Source organism: Anaerobacillus alkalidiazotrophicus (assembly GCF_001866055.1).
On record NZ_MLQS01000030.1, the window covers coordinates 363,604 to 381,326 of the forward strand.

At 34.9% G+C, this 17,723-nt stretch carries 15 protein-coding genes and 1 other annotated feature; of the genes, 10 read left to right on the forward strand and 5 right to left on the reverse strand.

Features of this window, described 5'->3' with window-relative positions; all coding sequences use genetic code 11:
• Nucleotides 1–536: 536 nt before the first annotated feature.
• Entirely contained in the window at nt 537–2,597 is a 2,061-nt protein-coding gene (locus BKP45_RS23135; RefSeq protein ID WP_245747458.1) for a BMQ_0737 family morphogenetic spore coat protein, read from the forward strand.
• Nucleotides 2,598–3,104: 507 nt separating this feature from the next.
• Here the strand turns inward: BKP45_RS23135 and BKP45_RS22705 are convergent.
• From BKP45_RS22705 to tnpA, 3 genes are all read right to left on the reverse strand, one after another.
• Entirely contained in the window at nt 3,105–3,254 is a 150-nt protein-coding gene (locus tag BKP45_RS22705; RefSeq protein ID WP_169824103.1) for a type II toxin-antitoxin system RelE family toxin, read from the reverse strand.
• Nucleotides 3,247–3,441 carry a hypothetical protein gene (locus BKP45_RS17750; RefSeq protein ID WP_071389915.1) on the reverse strand — a complete coding sequence of 65 codons (195 nt, stop codon included), beginning with the start codon at nt 3,439–3,441 and terminating at the stop codon, nt 3,247–3,249. The genes BKP45_RS22705 and BKP45_RS17750 overlap by 8 nt, the downstream gene beginning before the upstream one ends.
• A gap of 642 nt (nt 3,442–4,083) precedes the next feature.
• Nucleotides 4,084–4,482: an IS200/IS605 family transposase gene (gene tnpA, locus BKP45_RS17755; RefSeq protein ID WP_071389916.1), complete on the reverse strand. Its 399-nt coding sequence runs from the start codon at nt 4,480–4,482 to the stop codon at nt 4,084–4,086.
• Between the two features lie 212 nt (nt 4,483–4,694).
• Between tnpA and BKP45_RS22710 the strand changes: the two genes are divergently transcribed.
• The gene (locus BKP45_RS22710; protein WP_169823119.1) at nt 4,695–4,835 is read left to right on the forward strand and encodes a hypothetical protein; all 141 of its coding nucleotides are present in this window, start codon (nt 4,695–4,697) and stop codon (nt 4,833–4,835) included.
• 187 nt (nt 4,836–5,022) lie between these two features.
• On the opposite strand, the gene sspI is transcribed toward BKP45_RS22710, so the two are convergent.
• Nucleotides 5,023–5,232, reverse strand: a complete 210-nt coding sequence (sspI, locus tag BKP45_RS17760; protein ID WP_071309350.1) for a small acid-soluble spore protein SspI — start codon at nt 5,230–5,232, stop codon at nt 5,023–5,025.
• A 110-nt stretch (nt 5,233–5,342) separates the two neighbouring features.
• Between sspI and BKP45_RS17765 the strand changes: the two genes are divergently transcribed.
• The 4 genes from BKP45_RS17765 (at nt 5,343) to BKP45_RS17780 (ending at nt 10,871) form a co-directional block, all read left to right on the forward strand.
• Complete coding sequence (locus BKP45_RS17765) at nt 5,343–6,104, forward strand: TrmH family RNA methyltransferase (protein WP_071389917.1); 762 nt, start codon at nt 5,343–5,345, stop codon at nt 6,102–6,104.
• Between the two features lie 101 nt (nt 6,105–6,205).
• Nucleotides 6,206–6,432, forward strand: a binding site (T-box leader).
• Nucleotides 6,433–6,562: 130 nt separating this feature from the next.
• Nucleotides 6,563–7,597 (forward strand): phenylalanine--tRNA ligase subunit alpha, encoded by a 1,035-nt coding sequence (pheS, locus tag BKP45_RS17770; protein ID WP_071389918.1) that lies wholly within the window; start codon nt 6,563–6,565, stop codon nt 7,595–7,597.
• A gap of 156 nt (nt 7,598–7,753) precedes the next feature.
• Nucleotides 7,754–10,180, forward strand: coding sequence for a phenylalanine--tRNA ligase subunit beta (gene pheT / locus BKP45_RS17775; protein WP_071389919.1), 2,427 nt, complete (start codon nt 7,754–7,756; stop codon nt 10,178–10,180).
• A 253-nt stretch (nt 10,181–10,433) separates the two neighbouring features.
• Entirely contained in the window at nt 10,434–10,871 is a 438-nt protein-coding gene (locus BKP45_RS17780) for a hypothetical protein (RefSeq protein WP_071389920.1), read from the forward strand.
• A gap of 35 nt (nt 10,872–10,906) precedes the next feature.
• Here BKP45_RS17780 and rnhC read toward each other — a convergent pair whose 3' ends face one another.
• Nucleotides 10,907–11,839 carry a ribonuclease HIII gene (gene rnhC / locus BKP45_RS17785; protein WP_084787874.1) on the reverse strand — a complete coding sequence of 311 codons (933 nt, stop codon included), beginning with the start codon at nt 11,837–11,839 and terminating at the stop codon, nt 10,907–10,909.
• Between the two features lie 471 nt (nt 11,840–12,310).
• Here rnhC and zapA point away from each other — a divergent pair, with 471 nt between their 5' ends.
• From zapA to BKP45_RS17805, 4 genes are all read left to right on the forward strand, one after another.
• Nucleotides 12,311–12,571 (forward strand): cell division protein ZapA, encoded by a 261-nt coding sequence (gene zapA / locus BKP45_RS17790; protein ID WP_071389921.1) that lies wholly within the window; start codon nt 12,311–12,313, stop codon nt 12,569–12,571.
• Between the two features lie 3 nt (nt 12,572–12,574).
• Nucleotides 12,575–13,114 (forward strand): CvpA family protein, encoded by a 540-nt coding sequence (locus BKP45_RS17795; protein ID WP_071389922.1) that lies wholly within the window; start codon nt 12,575–12,577, stop codon nt 13,112–13,114.
• 509 nt (nt 13,115–13,623) lie between these two features.
• The gene (gene polX / locus BKP45_RS17800) at nt 13,624–15,339 is read left to right on the forward strand and encodes a DNA polymerase/3'-5' exonuclease PolX (RefSeq protein WP_071389923.1); all 1,716 of its coding nucleotides are present in this window, start codon (nt 13,624–13,626) and stop codon (nt 15,337–15,339) included.
• A gap of 12 nt (nt 15,340–15,351) precedes the next feature.
• Nucleotides 15,352–17,712 carry an endonuclease MutS2 gene (locus BKP45_RS17805; RefSeq protein WP_084787876.1) on the forward strand — a complete coding sequence of 787 codons (2,361 nt, stop codon included), beginning with the start codon at nt 15,352–15,354 and terminating at the stop codon, nt 17,710–17,712.
• Nucleotides 17,713–17,723: the final 11 nt, after the last annotated feature.

A 17,723-nucleotide genomic window follows, 5' to 3' on the forward strand; every position in this document is an offset into this window, starting at 1 on the left:
TAACAACTAGAAGATCATTTGAATTTTTATAAGTAACAATGTCCCAAATTTCTTCATCATTTTGAAGTTAAATGATAGGCATATTGTTGGATTCTTCGATTATTTCAAATCCCTTATATTCGTTATTAAACATTTCTTTAATTTTGATGAGCCATTCATCAGAACTACCACTATTATTAAAAAAAATCTCCTTGTAACGAATCAGAAGAAATAATTCCTATTCCGAAAGTTATTTCCGTACCATTCCTTGCTGCATTTTTATATATTTTTTTAAAACCTCGATATACCCTTTACTCTATATCATAATTCGAATGGAGGGATTACTTTAAAAGAGATGGTACATCTTTGAAAGCTTTTTTCAATAAACTTCCTAGAATAAAGATTGTATATTTCAACAACTTCTTAATTGAATCAACTCTAAATATGAAAATATTTCCTGATAAGGAGAAGTTAGATTTTTGCCCAAGCATAGTATTTTGGTTTAGAATAAAATATTTTATGTTTTACTATATTAATCAGTTTAGAAAGGAGGAATTATGTTAAACCTATGTGATATTTTAAAAGCAAATTGCATTCTTACAAATCAACAAGGAATTCCTATAGTCTCTTTATCACCAGGCACTATTAGCTGTAAAGAAATACCTCAGAAAAACGGCAGAAAAAATGTCAATACGACGTTACCAAACGGTGAAGTCATAACTTTACAAAAAGTGTTCGTTCAAAAAAGTGGATTGGTTATCATTGAAATCACTGGACCTGGAACCACCTGCCGCAGCCAACCTCTTCCATTTAGTTTTATTGAATCTTTTATACTATGTGCGCCTGAAGGTACAGAACTTGAATGTAATATAACTGAATTTGATTGTATTGCACAGCTAAACTGTCAAAATGGGCTTGTTACTTCGGTGGACCTATTTTTCGCTATTTGCCAAGATGTAGAAATAGCTGCAGATATGGTAATTAGCATTCCTGAACAATTGTGTAATCCGCGTCAAGAGATTAATATCAACAGTTGTCCAATTACTCCTCCAAATCAATGTCCAGCGGTATTTCCTACTTCTAATACCTCTGCAGGAACCCAAAGCAAAGTTAACTCTATTAAATTAACAAGTGATACGTTAGTTTCTACAAATCATACTTTTCAAAAAGAATTAGCCTGTGTATCTGTAAAAAAGGTATATGACTGGATTGTCCGCCCAAGCACATTTCAGTTAAATTTCAATATAAATGATTTAGTGCTTGATTGTGATATCCCACCTTGCGATGCGCATCTTTTTGTACATGCAGCCTATATATGTGAAGGAGATCTTCAAGGTCAAGTTCTTTGCGGAAATATACCTGTTGAGGGCGCACAAGTGTCGTTTAGTGCAGAACCAAACATTGTTACCTTCTCTCCTGATCCTACGGTAACGGATGCTAATGGCAATTTTGATACAATCGTCACTGTTCCACCTGGAACCCCGCCAACACCAGTTACAATTACAGCTAATACTTTTGTTAGTGGTCTACCTATTACTACCTCACTTGATACGATTGTCGAGTGCCATGGTCCTTGTGTAATTGAATTATTCACTACAGATGTAATTGACTGTGACGGATTTGTTGAGGGAAGAGTTATGTGCGGTGGAAGACCAATTGAAGGTGCTGTAATTGAGGTAACTTCAGATTCTGAAGATGTCACTTTTGCTCATGATCAAATTACAACTGGTACTGATGGAAACTTCTTCGTAGGTGTTACTGTTGAACCTGGAACTCCTTTACAAACCATTACAATTACTGCTTCAACAATAGTTGAAGGACAGAACATTTTCACCTCCATTGATGCCCAAGTGGTTTGTTCTGAAGATGCTTGTGTCTTAACACTCGAAGTTCCAGCCAACATTAGTTGTGAAGCTACAATCACTGGTTCCATTTTCTGCGGTGATGATCCTGTTAGTGGAGCTGATATCTCGTTTAGCAGCTTTCCAAATATAGTAACATTCAGTCCTAATCCTGTAGTATCCCTTGCGAATGGAACTTTCTCAACTACAGTGACAGTACCAGAGAATACTCCTTTTACATCGGTTCTTATTACGGCTACTACCACAGTTAATGGTCAAACCGTCTCGACCCATGTAGGCACGAATGTAGAATGTCCTGGTCCAGATCAATGTCCTTGTAAGTTCCGAATAGGTATTCAAGGCAATAGTGCCCCAGCGACTGTTAATATTACCCAACAAGGTGTTCCTTCAACTTTAGCAGGAACGATTAATGTGACTGCAGTCCAATGTTTTATCACAGCACCTATGTGTAATCCTGCCGTTGATAACTTTAATATTACATTTGGATCTGGGGGTACAACAATTAATTTTATTCAAGGAAGAAGAATTCACATTGATTGTACGGCCAATACAGCTAGAGTACATGGAACCGCAATGGCCAGTGGAAATTTATTCAGCGGGATATTTGATGTAGAGATTATATTGACACTCTTGCCAGGGAATACTGGGACATGGCAAATCAATGCTAGTGATTTATTGGGTAACACATTTACCACTACCTTTACGGCACCTTTGAACCCTATAACTTTTGTTGGGGATTGTAACCAACAACCTTAACATTTGTGGCACTGTTGCTAACAGAATAAGTTTGTCTCTATATGTGGTGGTCATCTAATCATGAAGGATGCCGATAAGCGTGTTGATCCTGACAAACAAGGACAAAAAAAGAACGAGTAAACTGTGTGCTTTTAAGCGCATGTAAGTGATCCAAATTGATTACGGTCTATTATATGCGCCAGGTATAAAAAACAGCCACCTCCAAAAAAGGAAGTGGCTGTCTCGTTATTCAACTAAAGGGAGTTAAGTAACTTCAACAAATAGAAGGCATTATATCTTGGATCAACAACGAGATGTGCAGTACTTTCGATAAAGCCTCCGTTACTTCAATAAGCTAATCTACCCACTCGGTAATAACTGTAAATTAAAAAAGGTTAAGAATACTCCCTAACCTTTTATCCTTGTATTTATTTGTAGATGTTACCTCGGAAATCAATGTCTAACATGTATAATATTAATTTTTCAACTTCTACTTTATAAATCATTCTGATGTCGCTAACTCTGAGTCTAAATATATCGTTGTACTCTATCATTTTCTTTTCGATAATATGGGTCTTCTGCTAACTGTAATAAAGCATTCTTTATTCTTTTTCTTGTAGGAGCGTCTTGTTTTTGAAAAAACTTTTTGGCTTTGTTCGAAACTTTAATTTCAAACATCTAAGACATCCTTAAACACATCTTCAAAAGAATGAAATTCACTATACATTGCCTCTTCAATTGCTTTCTTTTCCTCATTAGTTGGTTCAACTTCATAAAATTCCTGTCCATACTTAGTTAATGTTTCAAGGATTTCTTTTACCTTCTCTAAATTTTTTTCTGAAATATTGTCAATGATTTTATACAAATCTTCTCAGACATAGTTTCTTCTTGTTTTCATCAATCCACTCAACATAGAAATACATTGATTATTTTTTCTGTTGACACGAAAAAAAGCCAAACCTTAGTAAACTGTTCAGCGCTTAGATAAAAGGAATCAGCAACAACTAACCCTTTTCCTTGTTAAGCATTTGCACCCGTTACTTGAATATGAATTAGGCATTCAGTGAATTAGCTATTTCAAGTAGTTCATCTTTTGCTTTATTATCTTCATTAATAACGAAATTGTAATGTAAGTTATATTCTATCTCATCTTTTAACCAATTTAGGTCTGAAGATGGGAATGGAGTCTCTCGAAAAAATGCTACTGTTCCATCTTCTAATATAATTTCCTCATATTCGCTGCTTTTTTAATACTCTAAAATAACGGTCAAAATTTGCTACTATGAACTGTATGTGAACCACTCTTTCTTTAGAATTGTAAGTAATACTATATATGATTTTTTTCAAATCTTTTTCCCAATCCCCTATGGTTACATCTGACTCTTCAGCTAAAAATGGTAGAGTTTTTAAGTATTTAGCCTCAAAGGGTAGGGCGGTAATGTTGACTTAACTCATTCTTCAATCTTGAATATATCGTTTTTCTATTAAACTGGTTCGCTATATAGTTTTATATTGTTTCTTCATCCACCGTTCCTACTGTGGCACAAAAGTAGCCCCTTGCCCATAGGTGCTGTCCCCAATTTTTCTTTTTTAGCTCCGGAAACTGCTCCTGATGCAACCTTGATGACCTTCCTTTTAGGTACTGCATGATTTTACTAGGAGAAAGACTAGGTGGATGCGATAACAATAAATGAATGTAGACTTTTCCAACACTACCTTGCAAAATTGTGATTTCTCTCGCTTTGCATCTCTGACTGATTAATTCTTGTGTTCTTACGACATTCGCACCATGTAATTCCTTATATCTATATTTTGTCATCCAGATCACATGGAATTTGATGTCAAAAACTGCATGACTATTCTTTTCAAACGTTGATATACCGAAAAAATAAGCGTACAAAATCATATCTAATTTGTACGCTATTTCTAATGTTATTTGTCATTTGCTCTCCCAAAACTGAACTCGTTAATTTAATTCAGTCTCCTTTAATTTAGGGAATCTCACATTAGGTACTGGTCCTTTTGGAAAAACAATGTGATAAAACCTTACTATATTGCTGAAAACATTATCTTAGCTAGTTAATATAAGAGTAACAAAAAGGATAGGGGCGATGTTAAATGAAAAATGAAGCTTTAAAGTTAGCAAGTGAAATAATTCGCCTAGATTTAGTTCGGGATGAATTATTAGAAGAATTAATTTTACTATCTGGGAATGACGCACATGAAATTTTACGACAGGTTCAAAACGGTCATCAATGATCGTTAATGATATATTTTGATTTGTAATACAATTTTTATTCTCCTCCTTAAAATGAGAAAAAAGCGATCCAAATGTGGGTCGCTTTTTTCTTGAATATTTCATTATCACTTATTTTAATACCCGTCACACCTAAATGTAGCTTGATGTGGTAATCATTTTAATGAACGTAACTCAAATAACGGTATTTTACCTTTGTAATCCTTGAGAAATTTGAGAAATGACTTTTTGTTTACTAGTTTCATCTGCTTGTTGCCAATAAACTTCGAATAAAACCCCTAAACCAGGAAGCATTTTCTCTTCGCCACTTTGCATCGCATCATCAATAGTAGCTTTCACATCATCCGCTGTACTATTTGCTACATTTGCTAAAATTGCACCACGTAAATTAAACCCCATCTAATTAACAGCTCCTTTATGGTAAAATAAAATTTAAGCCAATTGGCATTTCTGTTATAGTATGACAACAATTGGACGAAAATATTTGTAAATGAAAAAAGGAGTTTGTTATGGAACGAATTGAATCGGTAAAAAACATAAAGATTAAAACAGTAAAAAAATTACATACTCGTAAAGGTAGGGAAAAGTTAGGGAGTTTTCTAATAGAAGGAGAACATTTGGTAGAAGAAGCATTAAATTCAAATGTTATTATAAATGAAATTTTTATAGAGGAGAATTTTACTATTCCCTCAAACTGGGATTTATCAAACATTCCAATATATATCGTAAACGATAAAATCATGAAAGAGATTTGTGATACACAAACTCCTCAAGGGATTGTTGCGGTCTGTGAATTATTAGGTAGAAAACCGTTAACGATAGAGAAAAACGGTTTATATATATTAATTGATCAAGTTCAGGATCCAGGTAATCTTGGAACTATTATTCGTACAGCGGATTGTGCTGGTTTGTCAGGAGTCATTTTAGGGACGGGAACGGTCGATATGTATAATAGTAAAGTTATTCGTTCTACACAAGGCTCTATTTTTCACTTGCCGATAGTTAGGGGCGAATTAACAGAATGGGTGGAAAAGTTTAAAAGTGAAAAAATACCCGTTTATGGAACAGCCTTAAACGAAAAGGCGAAAGAATATAGAACGGTCATGGCACCAGAGAGTTTTGCTCTCATTGTTGGAAATGAAGGAAATGGGTTATCGAAGGAACTTCTTCAAGTGACGGATGAAAATCTCTTTATTCCTATCTATGGAGAAGCTGAATCACTAAATGTTTCTATCGCTACAGGTATCCTATTGTATCACCTCCGTAAATAATACAAGACTTCAAGTCGAATTTGAAACGTAAAATTAGGGATATAAAGAAGGTTTGCCTTATTTAGAAAAATCAACTATAATTGAATTCGAATTTCATAATACTAAAAACGTTGAAAGAGAGTAGTAAATTGCCTAAACGACATCTCAGGGATGAAGTACCTAGACTGAAAGTGCTTCTATGATCGCAGCAATTGAATTCGCTCTGGAGTTGGCACCGGAACATAGAAATATTAAGGTTGCATCGGTCTTGGACCGTTATCAAGTTTGAGTGAATGAATCAGTTTGGATTCGTTAATTAGGGTGGTACCGCGAAGTCTTCGTCCCTTGCTTGGGATGAGGGCTTTTTTGTCTTTTATCCTAACTTTTAATTACAACCCCTACTGATTAAAGTTAAAGTGAAAAAAATTGATCGTTTAGGTCAAATTTTTTTAACATACATAAATTAAGGAGGAAAAATTATGCAACAACGTTTAAAAGAATTAGAGCAAGAAGCTTTAAATCAAATTGAAACAGCTGAGACTCTAAAGGATCTACAAGATATTAAAGTATCATATTTAGGAAAAAAGGGTCCAATAACAGAAGTATTACGCGGAATGGGAAAGCTTTCAGCTGAAGAACGTCCCGTTATTGGTCAAATGGCTAATGATGTTAGGGAAGCGATTTCTAATAAGTTAGAAGAGAAGGTTACGAAACTTGAGGAATTAGAGGTAGAACAAAGACTTGCAAGTGAAAGTATTGATGTAACATTACCAGGCCGTCCAGCGCGAGTAGGTGCAAGTCATCCTCTAACAACGGTAGTAGAAACAATTGAAGATATATTTATTGGATTAGGTTTTGAGGTAGCTGAGGGACCTGAGGTAGAAACAGACTATTATAACTTTGAGGCTTTAAATTTACCAAAAGATCATCCTGCCCGTGATATGCAAGATACTTTTTATATTACAGAAGAAATTTTACTAAGAACTCACACATCTCCAGTTCAAGCACGTACGATGGAAAAGTATAAAGGGAAAGGCCCTGTAAAGATTATTTGCCCAGGAAAAGTTTTCCGTCGAGATGACGATGATGCTACTCATTCACATCAATTTATGCAAGTAGAGGGGCTTTACATAGATGAAAATGTTCGTATGAGTGATTTAAAAGGAGTTCTTTTAGAGTTTGCTAAGAAGTTTTTCGGTCCAGATCAAAAGATTCGTTTGCGTCCTAGCTTCTTCCCATTTACCGAGCCGTCGGTTGAAGTTGACCTTTCTTGTGTAATGTGTCATGGCGATGGTTGTCGTATTTGTAAGGAAACAGGCTGGATTGAAGTGTTAGGTGCTGGAATGGTTCATCCACGTGTATTAGAAATGGGTGGTTTTGATCCGGAAAAATATTCAGGATTTGCATTCGGAATGGGTGTAGAACGTTTAGCAATGTTAAAGTATGGGATTGACGACATACGTCATTTTTACTTAAATGATAAAAGATTTTTAGAGCAATTTAAACGAGCATAATTTACTTAAATAAAAATTAAAAAATGAGTGGAAAGTTTATAGTATAGGTAAGGTTCTTTTAAGTAAATTTCTGCCCTTAGGAAAAAGCAAAGCAGAAAGAAACGAGAATCATGTCTAGCGTGTTACTAGGGCTTTTCTTACAAGGAGGAAATGTTTGTGTTAGTATCTTTTAATTGGCTTAAAGATTATGTTGAGCTTAATGATATATCAGCAGTAGAATTAGCAGAACGTCTAACAAGAAGCGGTGTTGAAGTTGACATTGTACATTCATTAAATAAAGGTGTAAAAAATGTTGTTATAGGTCATGTTGTAAAGCGTGAACAACATCCGGATGCCGATAAGCTTAGTTTATGTCAAGTTGATATAGGGGAAGAAGAACCAGTACAAATCGTTTGTGGTGCAAAAAATGTAGCAGAAGGTCAAAAAGTGGCCGTAGCAAAAGTAGGAGCCGTTTTACCGGGTAATTTTAAAATTAAGAAAGCGAAACTTCGTGGGCAAGCATCAAACGGTATGATTTGTTCATTACAAGAACTAGGAGTTGAAACAAAATTTGTTCCTAAAGAAGTTTCAGAAGGTATCTTCGTTTTTCCTAATGATGTTGAGGTTGGGAAAGACGCATTATATTACTTAAACTTACACGATGAGGTGTTAGAACTAGGATTAACACCAAATCGAGCAGATTGCTTAAGTATGCTTGGGGTTGCATATGAGGTAGGAGCGATTTTAGGTGTAGAAGTTAGCATTCCAACAACAAATTTACCAAAAGGCTCTGAACTTGCTTCAGACTATATAAAGGTAGATGTAGAAGCTCTAGAAGATAATCCTATGTATAGAGCTATGATTATTAAAGATGTAAAGGTTGGTCCATCTCCACTTTGGCTACAAAACCGTTTAATGGCTGCGGGAATTCGCCCTATTAGCAACGTAGTAGATGTGACAAACTATGTTTTATTAGAGTATGGTCAACCACTTCATGCTTTTGATTATGATCTTTTTGGTTCTAAGGAAGTTGTAGTTCGTAGGGCTTCAGAAGGCGAGGAAATTGTTACATTAGATGATGTTACACGTAAGCTTTCAAGTGATCACCTTGTTATTACAAATGGTAGTGAACCGGTTGCCGTTGCTGGTGTTATGGGTGGAGCGAAAAGTGAAGTTAACGAGGGTACAACGACAATTTTACTAGAAGCAGCCTACTTTAAAGGGGCAACAATAAGAAAAGCATCAAAAGATTTAGGATTACGAAGTGATTCAAGTGTTCGTTATGAAAAAGGAATTGATCCAAATCGTGTTGTCCTAGCTCAAGAACGAGCGGCAAAGCTAATTAGTGAGTTTGCAGGTGGAAATGTGTTGGAAGGTTTTGTTGAAATTAATGAGCTTGATGTGAAACCATTGCCAGTTGAAATTTCTATTGAGCGTTTAAACAAAGCGTTAGGTACAGATTTAACTGTCGATGTCGTAGAACAAATTTTCAAGCGACTTCAGTTTCTATATTCCAATAATGGGGATCTTTTAACGGTTTATGTACCAACTCGTAGACCAGATATTACAATTGAAGCAGATTTAAGAGAAGAAGTAGCTAGGCTTTACGGCTATGATCATATACCTACAACGTTACCTGTTGGTCTTACTACAGCTGGAGCATTGACACAAAGACAATTACGTCGTAGAAAAGTTCGAAAATTTTTAGAAAGTGTTGGCTTAAATCAAATCATAACGTATTCGTTAACTAATTCAAGTAAAGCAAAAGGATTTGGTGAAAAGTTAGAGAATGTTCAACCTGTTCGACTAGCAATGCCAATGAGTGAGGACCGTAGTACGTTAAGAACAAGTCTTATCCCACACGTATTAGATGTGATCCAATATAATCACAATCGTAAAATTGATGATGTTGCTATTTATGAGGTAGGTTCAATCTTTTTATCTGAAGAAAAAGAATTGTCAACTCAACCAACTGAGAAAGAAATGGTAGCTGGAGCATTTACTGGTACTTGGCACAGTCATTTATGGCAAGGTGAGAAAAAGAAAGTAGATTTTTTTGTAGCAAAAGGTGTACTTGAAGGTTTGTTTGAGTCTCTAGGAGTATCAGAAAGTATTCGTTACGAAACGGCGAAAAAAGATAGTTTACATCCTGGTAGAACAGCAGCAATCAAGTTAGAAGGAAAAGAAATAGGCTTCATCGGGCAAGTTCATCCTGTTTTACAAAAAGAATTAGATATAAATGAAACTTACGTCTTTCAATTTGATTTAGAAACAGTTCTTGAATTTCATCCTAAAAGTGTATTTTATGATGAAATCCCTAAATACCCTGCCATTTCTAGAGACATAGCTCTTGTTGTTGATGAAAAAATTAATGCTAAACATGTAATGGATGTAATCGAAGACCATGGTGGTAAATTACTCAAATCAGTGCAGCTCTTTGACTTATATCAGGGTGAGAAAATGGAGAGTGGACATAAATCTTTAGCTTTCTCACTTACTTACTTTGACCCAAGCAAAACGTTAACAGACGAAGAAGTAACGAAAGTGCATAATGCCGTACTAGAAGGGTTACAAGATAAGTTAGGAGTAACTTTAAGAGCATAATAGCTAAAAACGGAAGGGGGAATTTCTCCTTCCGTTTTAATATACAAAGTAAGAAATTCTAATTTGAGAGTTGGTAAAGGTCTTCCAGTGAAGCTGCTATTTGGATGGTTTCGTTGCTACTTTGCGATGACCAAATGGAAAAGCGGTTATTCGTGACTCAGACAATTTCGCTTTTTGCAAATTTAAGAAAAAGTTTTTTATGCCGATAGTAATAAGTATATTGAAAAATTAATAATATAAGGGTGGAGAGTCTGTGTACGAGATTTCAAATATTATCACTTTGAAAAAAATGGATTATTGTGTATGGAATGTAGTTTTTCAGATGGATGGGGAGCCACTTAATTATTCAACTGATTTTTTATATTTAATAAAAGAAAAAAAATGGGTATGTAATTCATTAATTACACATGAACTTACTAGTTTGATGCAAGGAAATCAATGTATTTATTGTGGAGAAGATAAAATCGCTTGTTTTATTGCAAGTAGAGATTATCAATTAATTAAACAGAATCTTGTTAACAATACTGATCTTCAAAAGGAAGTAGAAAAGGAGATAAACCTTTCAGTAGAACAAATCTCAACAGAAATTATCGTGATCAATGATAAAGCAAAATGGGAAAAGATAGCAGAAGACAATCGGTTTTACGGAAATATTCTTCGTATAAAAAAGAAAAACGAGAATGTTGATTGACTGTAGTAATCTACTCTCAATCAACATACCCATTATTAAAGTAGCTTTTTTGCCTTTTCTGTATTTGCGAAATGTAACTTGCAGAATTTATTTAAAGCCTGTACACCTTTTTTCTTTATCAGAATAGCCGCGGCTTTGTCTACATGAGGACCAGCTCCTTTTGGTATTTCAAACCCTGCAGCCTCACTTAACTTATCCATTTCTTTTACAAAAGCATAACGGGCAATAATTGATGATGCTGCAACAGATAAGTGAAGTGATTCTGCTTTTGTATGAAAAAACATATTTTCGTCTTGTACTTTTTCTTTCTGACCAGCAATGTAACGATAATAAATATTCCGTTCAACAAATTGATCAATTAAAATTCCATCATAGGGTGTATCGGCTAACTTCTTTTTTAAATGTAGCAGCGCTTGATTATGTAATATAGCCTTCATTTTCCCTTGATTCATACCTTTCGTTTGGAGTGAATTATATTTTTCATTAGGAAGAACTAGTAGGCTGTAAGGAATTTCCTTAATTAGTTGTTTGGCTATTTTGCATATTTCAGGATCTTTCATTCCTTTCGAATCTTTTACTCCGAGTTCTGTAAGTTGTTGGAATTTCTCTTTAGAAACAAAGGATGCCACTACTGTTATCGGTCCAAAATAATCTCCTGTGCCTACTTCATCAGAGCCAATTAAAGATAGTTGAGATAAACGTTTTTTCTCATCCCCATTATTAATCGTCTTATTTTTTTTGTTTTGTTGAACTGCGCCCTTTGCAAATTCCATCCAAATCATAGCTTCTACCTCAGGACGTGCTCCTTGGAATAAAACCTTCCCCGATTTGTAAGCAGTAACGGTACAATTCGTAGGTTTTGCTGAGAAGACTGCCCCGGGTGGTAGTTTAGATTGTAAACTGTCATTATAAAATTGTTTCATTTTTTCAATAGTACTAGCTTCTACTAACAAAACTTGTTGGCCCAAAGTGAAAACTCCTTTATTCAATGTGAAATTTAAAGAATTTCATCATTCATTATTCTTGCTACTAAGAATACTATACCTAGTACGCTAAAATTGTTCGTGAGTATATATTAACATTGATTGTACCATTGTTTCCCATTCCTTCTCAATTATCAAACGACATATTTTCAATCGAGTCGGTTCGTGATATGATAGACTGTAGGATTTTTGGATTGAAAGATGTATCATAGCGCTTACTTATTTCGTAACATATAAGAAGAAAGTATATACAAATTTAAAGTTGGAGAGATGTCTAGTTTCAGCGCCTACCAGCACGGATGCTTCAGTTAGTATACTGCTTGTAGTTACTTTATTGCTGTTTGTGATAGGTAATATCAGAAGTACAAGGGAGTCCAAAAGTGGTTTTCCTCAAAGCACTTTTGTATCCGTTGCTTTTAAATAAGGGGCTTGAGCTTTTCGAATAGGAGGGTCGTTGTGAGAGAAGAAAATGAAAAACGACGAACTACGGTAACGATAAATGGACAAAAATATGTGATCTCCGGTAGGACGGATGTAGGGCATATTATTGAGGTTGCGAATTTAGTTGATAAAAAAATGAAAGAAATGAGAAATGCAAATCCGTATCTTGATAAAATGCAGCTTGCTGTATTAGCAGCAGTAAATATTAGTGATGAATATTTACGTCTAAAAAAACAAGTAGAGAAAGAAAGACTAAAGAAAGATGGGGAAAAATAAAAAATGTTTAGTTTACTATTATTTATTTTATTAATTACTAGTTTTTTTGTTGGATTTAGGAGAGGTTTCATTCTTCAACTCATTCACTTAACTGGCTTTATTATTGCTTTTATTGTAGCTTATCTTTACCATGGAGAACTAGCGACTCACATTAGGCTTTGGATTCCATACCCACAATTTCCGACTGATAATCCAGCTTTTATGTTAATAGAGGCATTTAATTTTGAACACGTATATTACACTGGAATTGCTTTTGCAATCTTATTTTTTTCAACAAAAATTTTATTGCAAATAATCGGCTCTATGTTTGACTTTTTAGCACATCTACCTATTTTAAGTACTATTAACGGATGGCTTGGTGGTATTCTATGTTTTTTAGAAACATTACTTATTTTAGTAGTTTTACTCCATATCGCAGCCTTATTACCTATTGAATTTGTTCAAGATATCCTTAAAGAATCCACGTTTGCAAAGTTAATTTTAGAATATACACCAATTTTATCTAACGAGTTGAAGGAAATGTGGATTGAAAATATATTTTAATGTATAGAAAATAAACTTCTCTATCAATACGAGAGGTTTATTTTCAATTTATCCCCCTCTTAAGGGGCAAGTAAGACCCCCACCTCAAAACTTAAGAAAATCGAGAAGTTTAGGTGGGGGATAAACTGCCCCTAAAGGTCCGATATAGAATAACTTTCATCAGTGATAGCTGATGATTAGTTATTCTTATGCCTGTGGTATAAGTTGAACTAACAATCAGTGGGGGATGAAGGAAAACCCCCACTGATTGAAGTTCAGCTTTATGATGAATATTGAACACTATAAAGCCTTTTTTGAGATATAACTTTTCATTTTATCTCACTTTCTATTGGGCAGTAGTGTCCAAAAATGAAAACAGAAGTGATCGATAAGTTTAGGTGGCTACTTGATTATATAGAAGTGTTGATAACAAAACTGAGTGAGTTCAATAATATTTGCTCATATTAGTAAAAAGAAGGTATGATCATTTTGTGAGATATATACTCTCAAAATAAAGAGAGGGGTTTATTATGAACAAAAAACAAGTCATAACTACACTAGAAACTATTGCTTTATATATGGAAATAAAAGGTGAAAACAGTTTTAAAGTTTCAGCTTTCAGAAAAGCTGCACAGGCGTTAGAAGTAGATGAAAGAACACTAGAACAGATAGATGAACCAGCAAAACTTAAAGGTATTGGTAAAGGGACAGCTACAGTTATAGAAGAACTAAAAAATGAAGGGAAGTCTAGTCTGTTAGAAGAATTAATGAATGAACTACCAGGCGGGCTAATTCCATTATTAAAGCTACCAGGGCTTGGTGGTAAAAAGATTGGAAAGTTATATCAAGAATTAAATGTTGTAGATGTTAAAACTCTTAAACAAGTTTGTTTAGATGAAAAAGTACAAGCCCTTGCTGGTTTTGGTAAAAAGACAGAAGAAAAATTATTAGCTGCTATTGAAGACTTTGGAAAGCAACCAGAACGTCTCCCTATTTACGAGGTTTTACCAATTGCGAAAAGAATTGAAGAAAACTTGGTAAATATGTCTGGTATTATTCGCTTTTCGCGGGCAGGAAGTTTGCGAAGAGTAAGGGAAACTGTAAAGGACTTAGATTATATTATAGCAACAGATGATCCAAAAGAGATACGTGACCAGCTTTTAAAGTTTCAAAACGTAGGTGAAATAATTGCTGCTGGGGACACGAAGGTATCGTTACACTTAAATATGAATGATCTTCGTTTATCAGTAGATTTTCGACTTGTTACAGAGAATGAGTTTGCTACTGCACTACATCATTTTACAGGATCAAAGGATCATAACGTTCAAATGAGGCAGCTTGCAAAAGAACGCGGCGAGAAAATTAGTGAATATGGAGTAGAAAATATTGAAACTGGAAAAATAAGTACATTTCGCTCCGAAGAAGAATTTTTCGAACACTTTGGACTTCAGTACATTCCCCCTGAAGTGCGAGAAGGCGATGGCGAGATTGATGTATGGCAAATCGAAAATCCATTAATTTCGTTGGATGATATACGTGGAGATATGCACATGCACTCAACCTGGAGCGATGGAGCAAATTCTATTTTAGAAATGGCCGAAGCATGTAGAGAAAAAGGATATTCTTACATTGCAATTACCGATCATTCAAAATTTTTAAAAGTAGCTAATGGCCTTACCGTAGAAAGACTTAAAGAACAACACAGAGAGATTGCTAAGCTTAATGAAAAGTGGGATGACTTCAAAATTTTTACTGGTATTGAAATGGATATATTACCTGATGGGACTCTCGATTATGATGATGAAGTGATAAAAGAAGTTGATTTTGTTATTGCATCGATACATTCATCATTTTCCCAAGATCGAGCTGTAATTATGGAGCGTTTAACAAACGCTTTAAGAAATCACCATGTAGATTTAATTGCTCACCCAACAGGTAGGCTGATTGGAAGAAGAGATGGTTATGATGTAGATGTAGATTTGCTGGTTGATATTTCGGTTGAAACAAATACAGCTTTAGAACTGAATGCAAACCCTCATCGTCTTGATTTAGCTAGTCATTGGCTAAAAAAAGCTCAAGAAAAAGGGGCGAAGATTATGATTAATACAGACGCACATAATTTGGATATGTTAAATGATATGAAAATTGGCGTATCAAGTGCGAGAAAGGGTTGGATAAAAAAAGAAACTGTAATCAATAGTTGGGATCTTCCTGAACTAAAGAATTATTTAAATAGAAATGATTAAGGAGTTGGGACAGTGTTACAACGTGTATGTCGTCTTCTAGAGTACGATAAAATGAAGAAACAATTGATTGAACATGTAAGCTCTTCGCTAGGTAGAAAAAAAGTAGAAGAACTAGTACCGATGATAAACATTGAAGAAATACAACATGCGCAAAACGCAACACATGAAGGAACGAAAGTACTCCGTTTAAAGGGGCAGGCACCATTAGGGGGAATACGTGATATAAACGCTAGTGTAAAACGTGCTCAAATAGGTGGTATGTTAAATGAAATGGAGCTTTTAGATGTTTCAAGTACCATCTACGGTGGAAGAAGATTTAAAAAGTTTATAGAAGATATGCTTGAAGACGAAGTAGAGCTACCAATACTAGCAGAATTAGTGGCGACGATTACACCACTTACTGATGTAGAACGTGAAATTAAAATGTGTATTGATGACCATGGACATATGCTTGATTCTGCTAGTCCAACGTTACGTACGATTCGCTCGCAAATTAAAAGTCACGAAGCATCGATTCGTTCAAAACTAGAAAGTATAATCCGGTCATCTAGTAGTCAAAAGATGTTATCAGATTCAATCATTACAATCCGTAACGATCGTTACGTTATACCAGTAAAACAAGAATATCGTAGTAATTTTGGTGGATTAATTCACGATCAATCAGCTTCAGGAGCAACACTATTTATTGAGCCACAAGCAGTAGTATCTATTAATAATCAATTACGTGAAGTTCGGGTTAAGGAGAAGCAAGAAATAGAAAAGATCTTATTGGAGCTTTCAGAGAAGGTTGCTCTCGTTAGTGATGAACTATTACAAAATGTAATAACGCTAACTGAAATAGATTTTATTTTTGCTAAGGCCTTATATTCAAAAGTGCTAAAAGCTTCCCAACCAAAATTAAATGACATTGGATATATGAACATGAAAAAAGCTCGCCATCCATTAATTGGACATGATGAAGTAGTACCGATTGATGTAGAACTTGGTAAAACATATAGCTCTATTGTCATTACTGGACCAAATACAGGCGGTAAAACAGTTACACTTAAAACAACAGGATTACTTACTTTAATGATGCAATCAGGTTTACACATTCCAGTTGATGAAGGATCTGAAATGGCTGTATTTAAATCTATATTTGCAGATATTGGTGATGAACAATCAATTGAACAAAATTTAAGTACGTTCTCCTCTCATATGACAAATATTATTGATATTTTAGACAAGGTAGATCACGAAAGTCTTGTCCTTTTTGATGAACTTGGTGCTGGAACTGATCCTACAGAGGGAGCGGCATTAGCTATTGCGATATTAGACGATGTTTACCAACGTGGAGCACGAATTGTAGCTACAACCCACTATAGTGAACTAAAAGCTTATGCTTACAATCGTCCAGGAGCGATAAACGCTAGTGTGGAGTTTGACGTAGAAACGTTAAGTCCTACTTATCGACTTTTAATTGGAGTTCCCGGTCGTAGTAACGCTTTTGCAATCTCAAAGCGTCTTGGCTTAAGTTCTGATATTATAGATAAAGCAAAGGCACAAATATCGACAGAAACAAATAAAGTAGAAAACATGATTTCCTCGCTAGAATCTAGTCAGAAAGCTGCTGAAAAAGAAATTGAAGAAGCGGCGAAAATTCGTGAAGAAGCTGAACACCTTAGAAAAGATCTTGTGGAAAAATTTGCCTCGTTTGAAAGAGAAAAAGAAAAAATTATCGAAGAAGCCGATAAGAAAGCTTATGAAACAGTTCAAACTGCAAAAGAGGAAGCTGAATTTATCATTGAGGAACTTCGAGAATTGCAAAAAGAAGCAAGGGTCGTAAAAGAACACCAATTAATTGATGCGAAAAAACGCTTAGAAGAAGCTGCTCCAAAATTAAAGGATAAAAAGAAAAAAACTGCAGCTACAAATACTATTGGTAAAGAACTACTCCCTGGAGATGAGGTAAAGGTACTTAGCTTTGGTCAGAAAGGTCACATTGTTGAAAAAGTGTCTGATAAAGAATTTCAAGTTCAAATTGGGATCATGAAGATGAAAGTAGCAATAACAGATCTTCAATTACTCGATCGCCCTAAACAAATAGAGAAAAAGCCGATGGCAACGGTACGGGGCACGACAAACCATCATGTGAAACCAGAACTAGATCTTAGAGGTGAACGGTTTGAAGATGCGATGCAACGTACTGAAAAATATTTAGATGATGCGTTATTGGCAGGATATAATTCGGTGTCAATTATTCACGGTAAAGGAACAGGTGCCCTAAGAAAAGGTGTACTTCAACTATTGAAAAACCATCCACACGTAAAAAGTTCTAAGATGGCTGCAATGAACGAAGGTGGACTTGGTAATACAATTGTTGAATTTAAATAATGGGAGGTGAG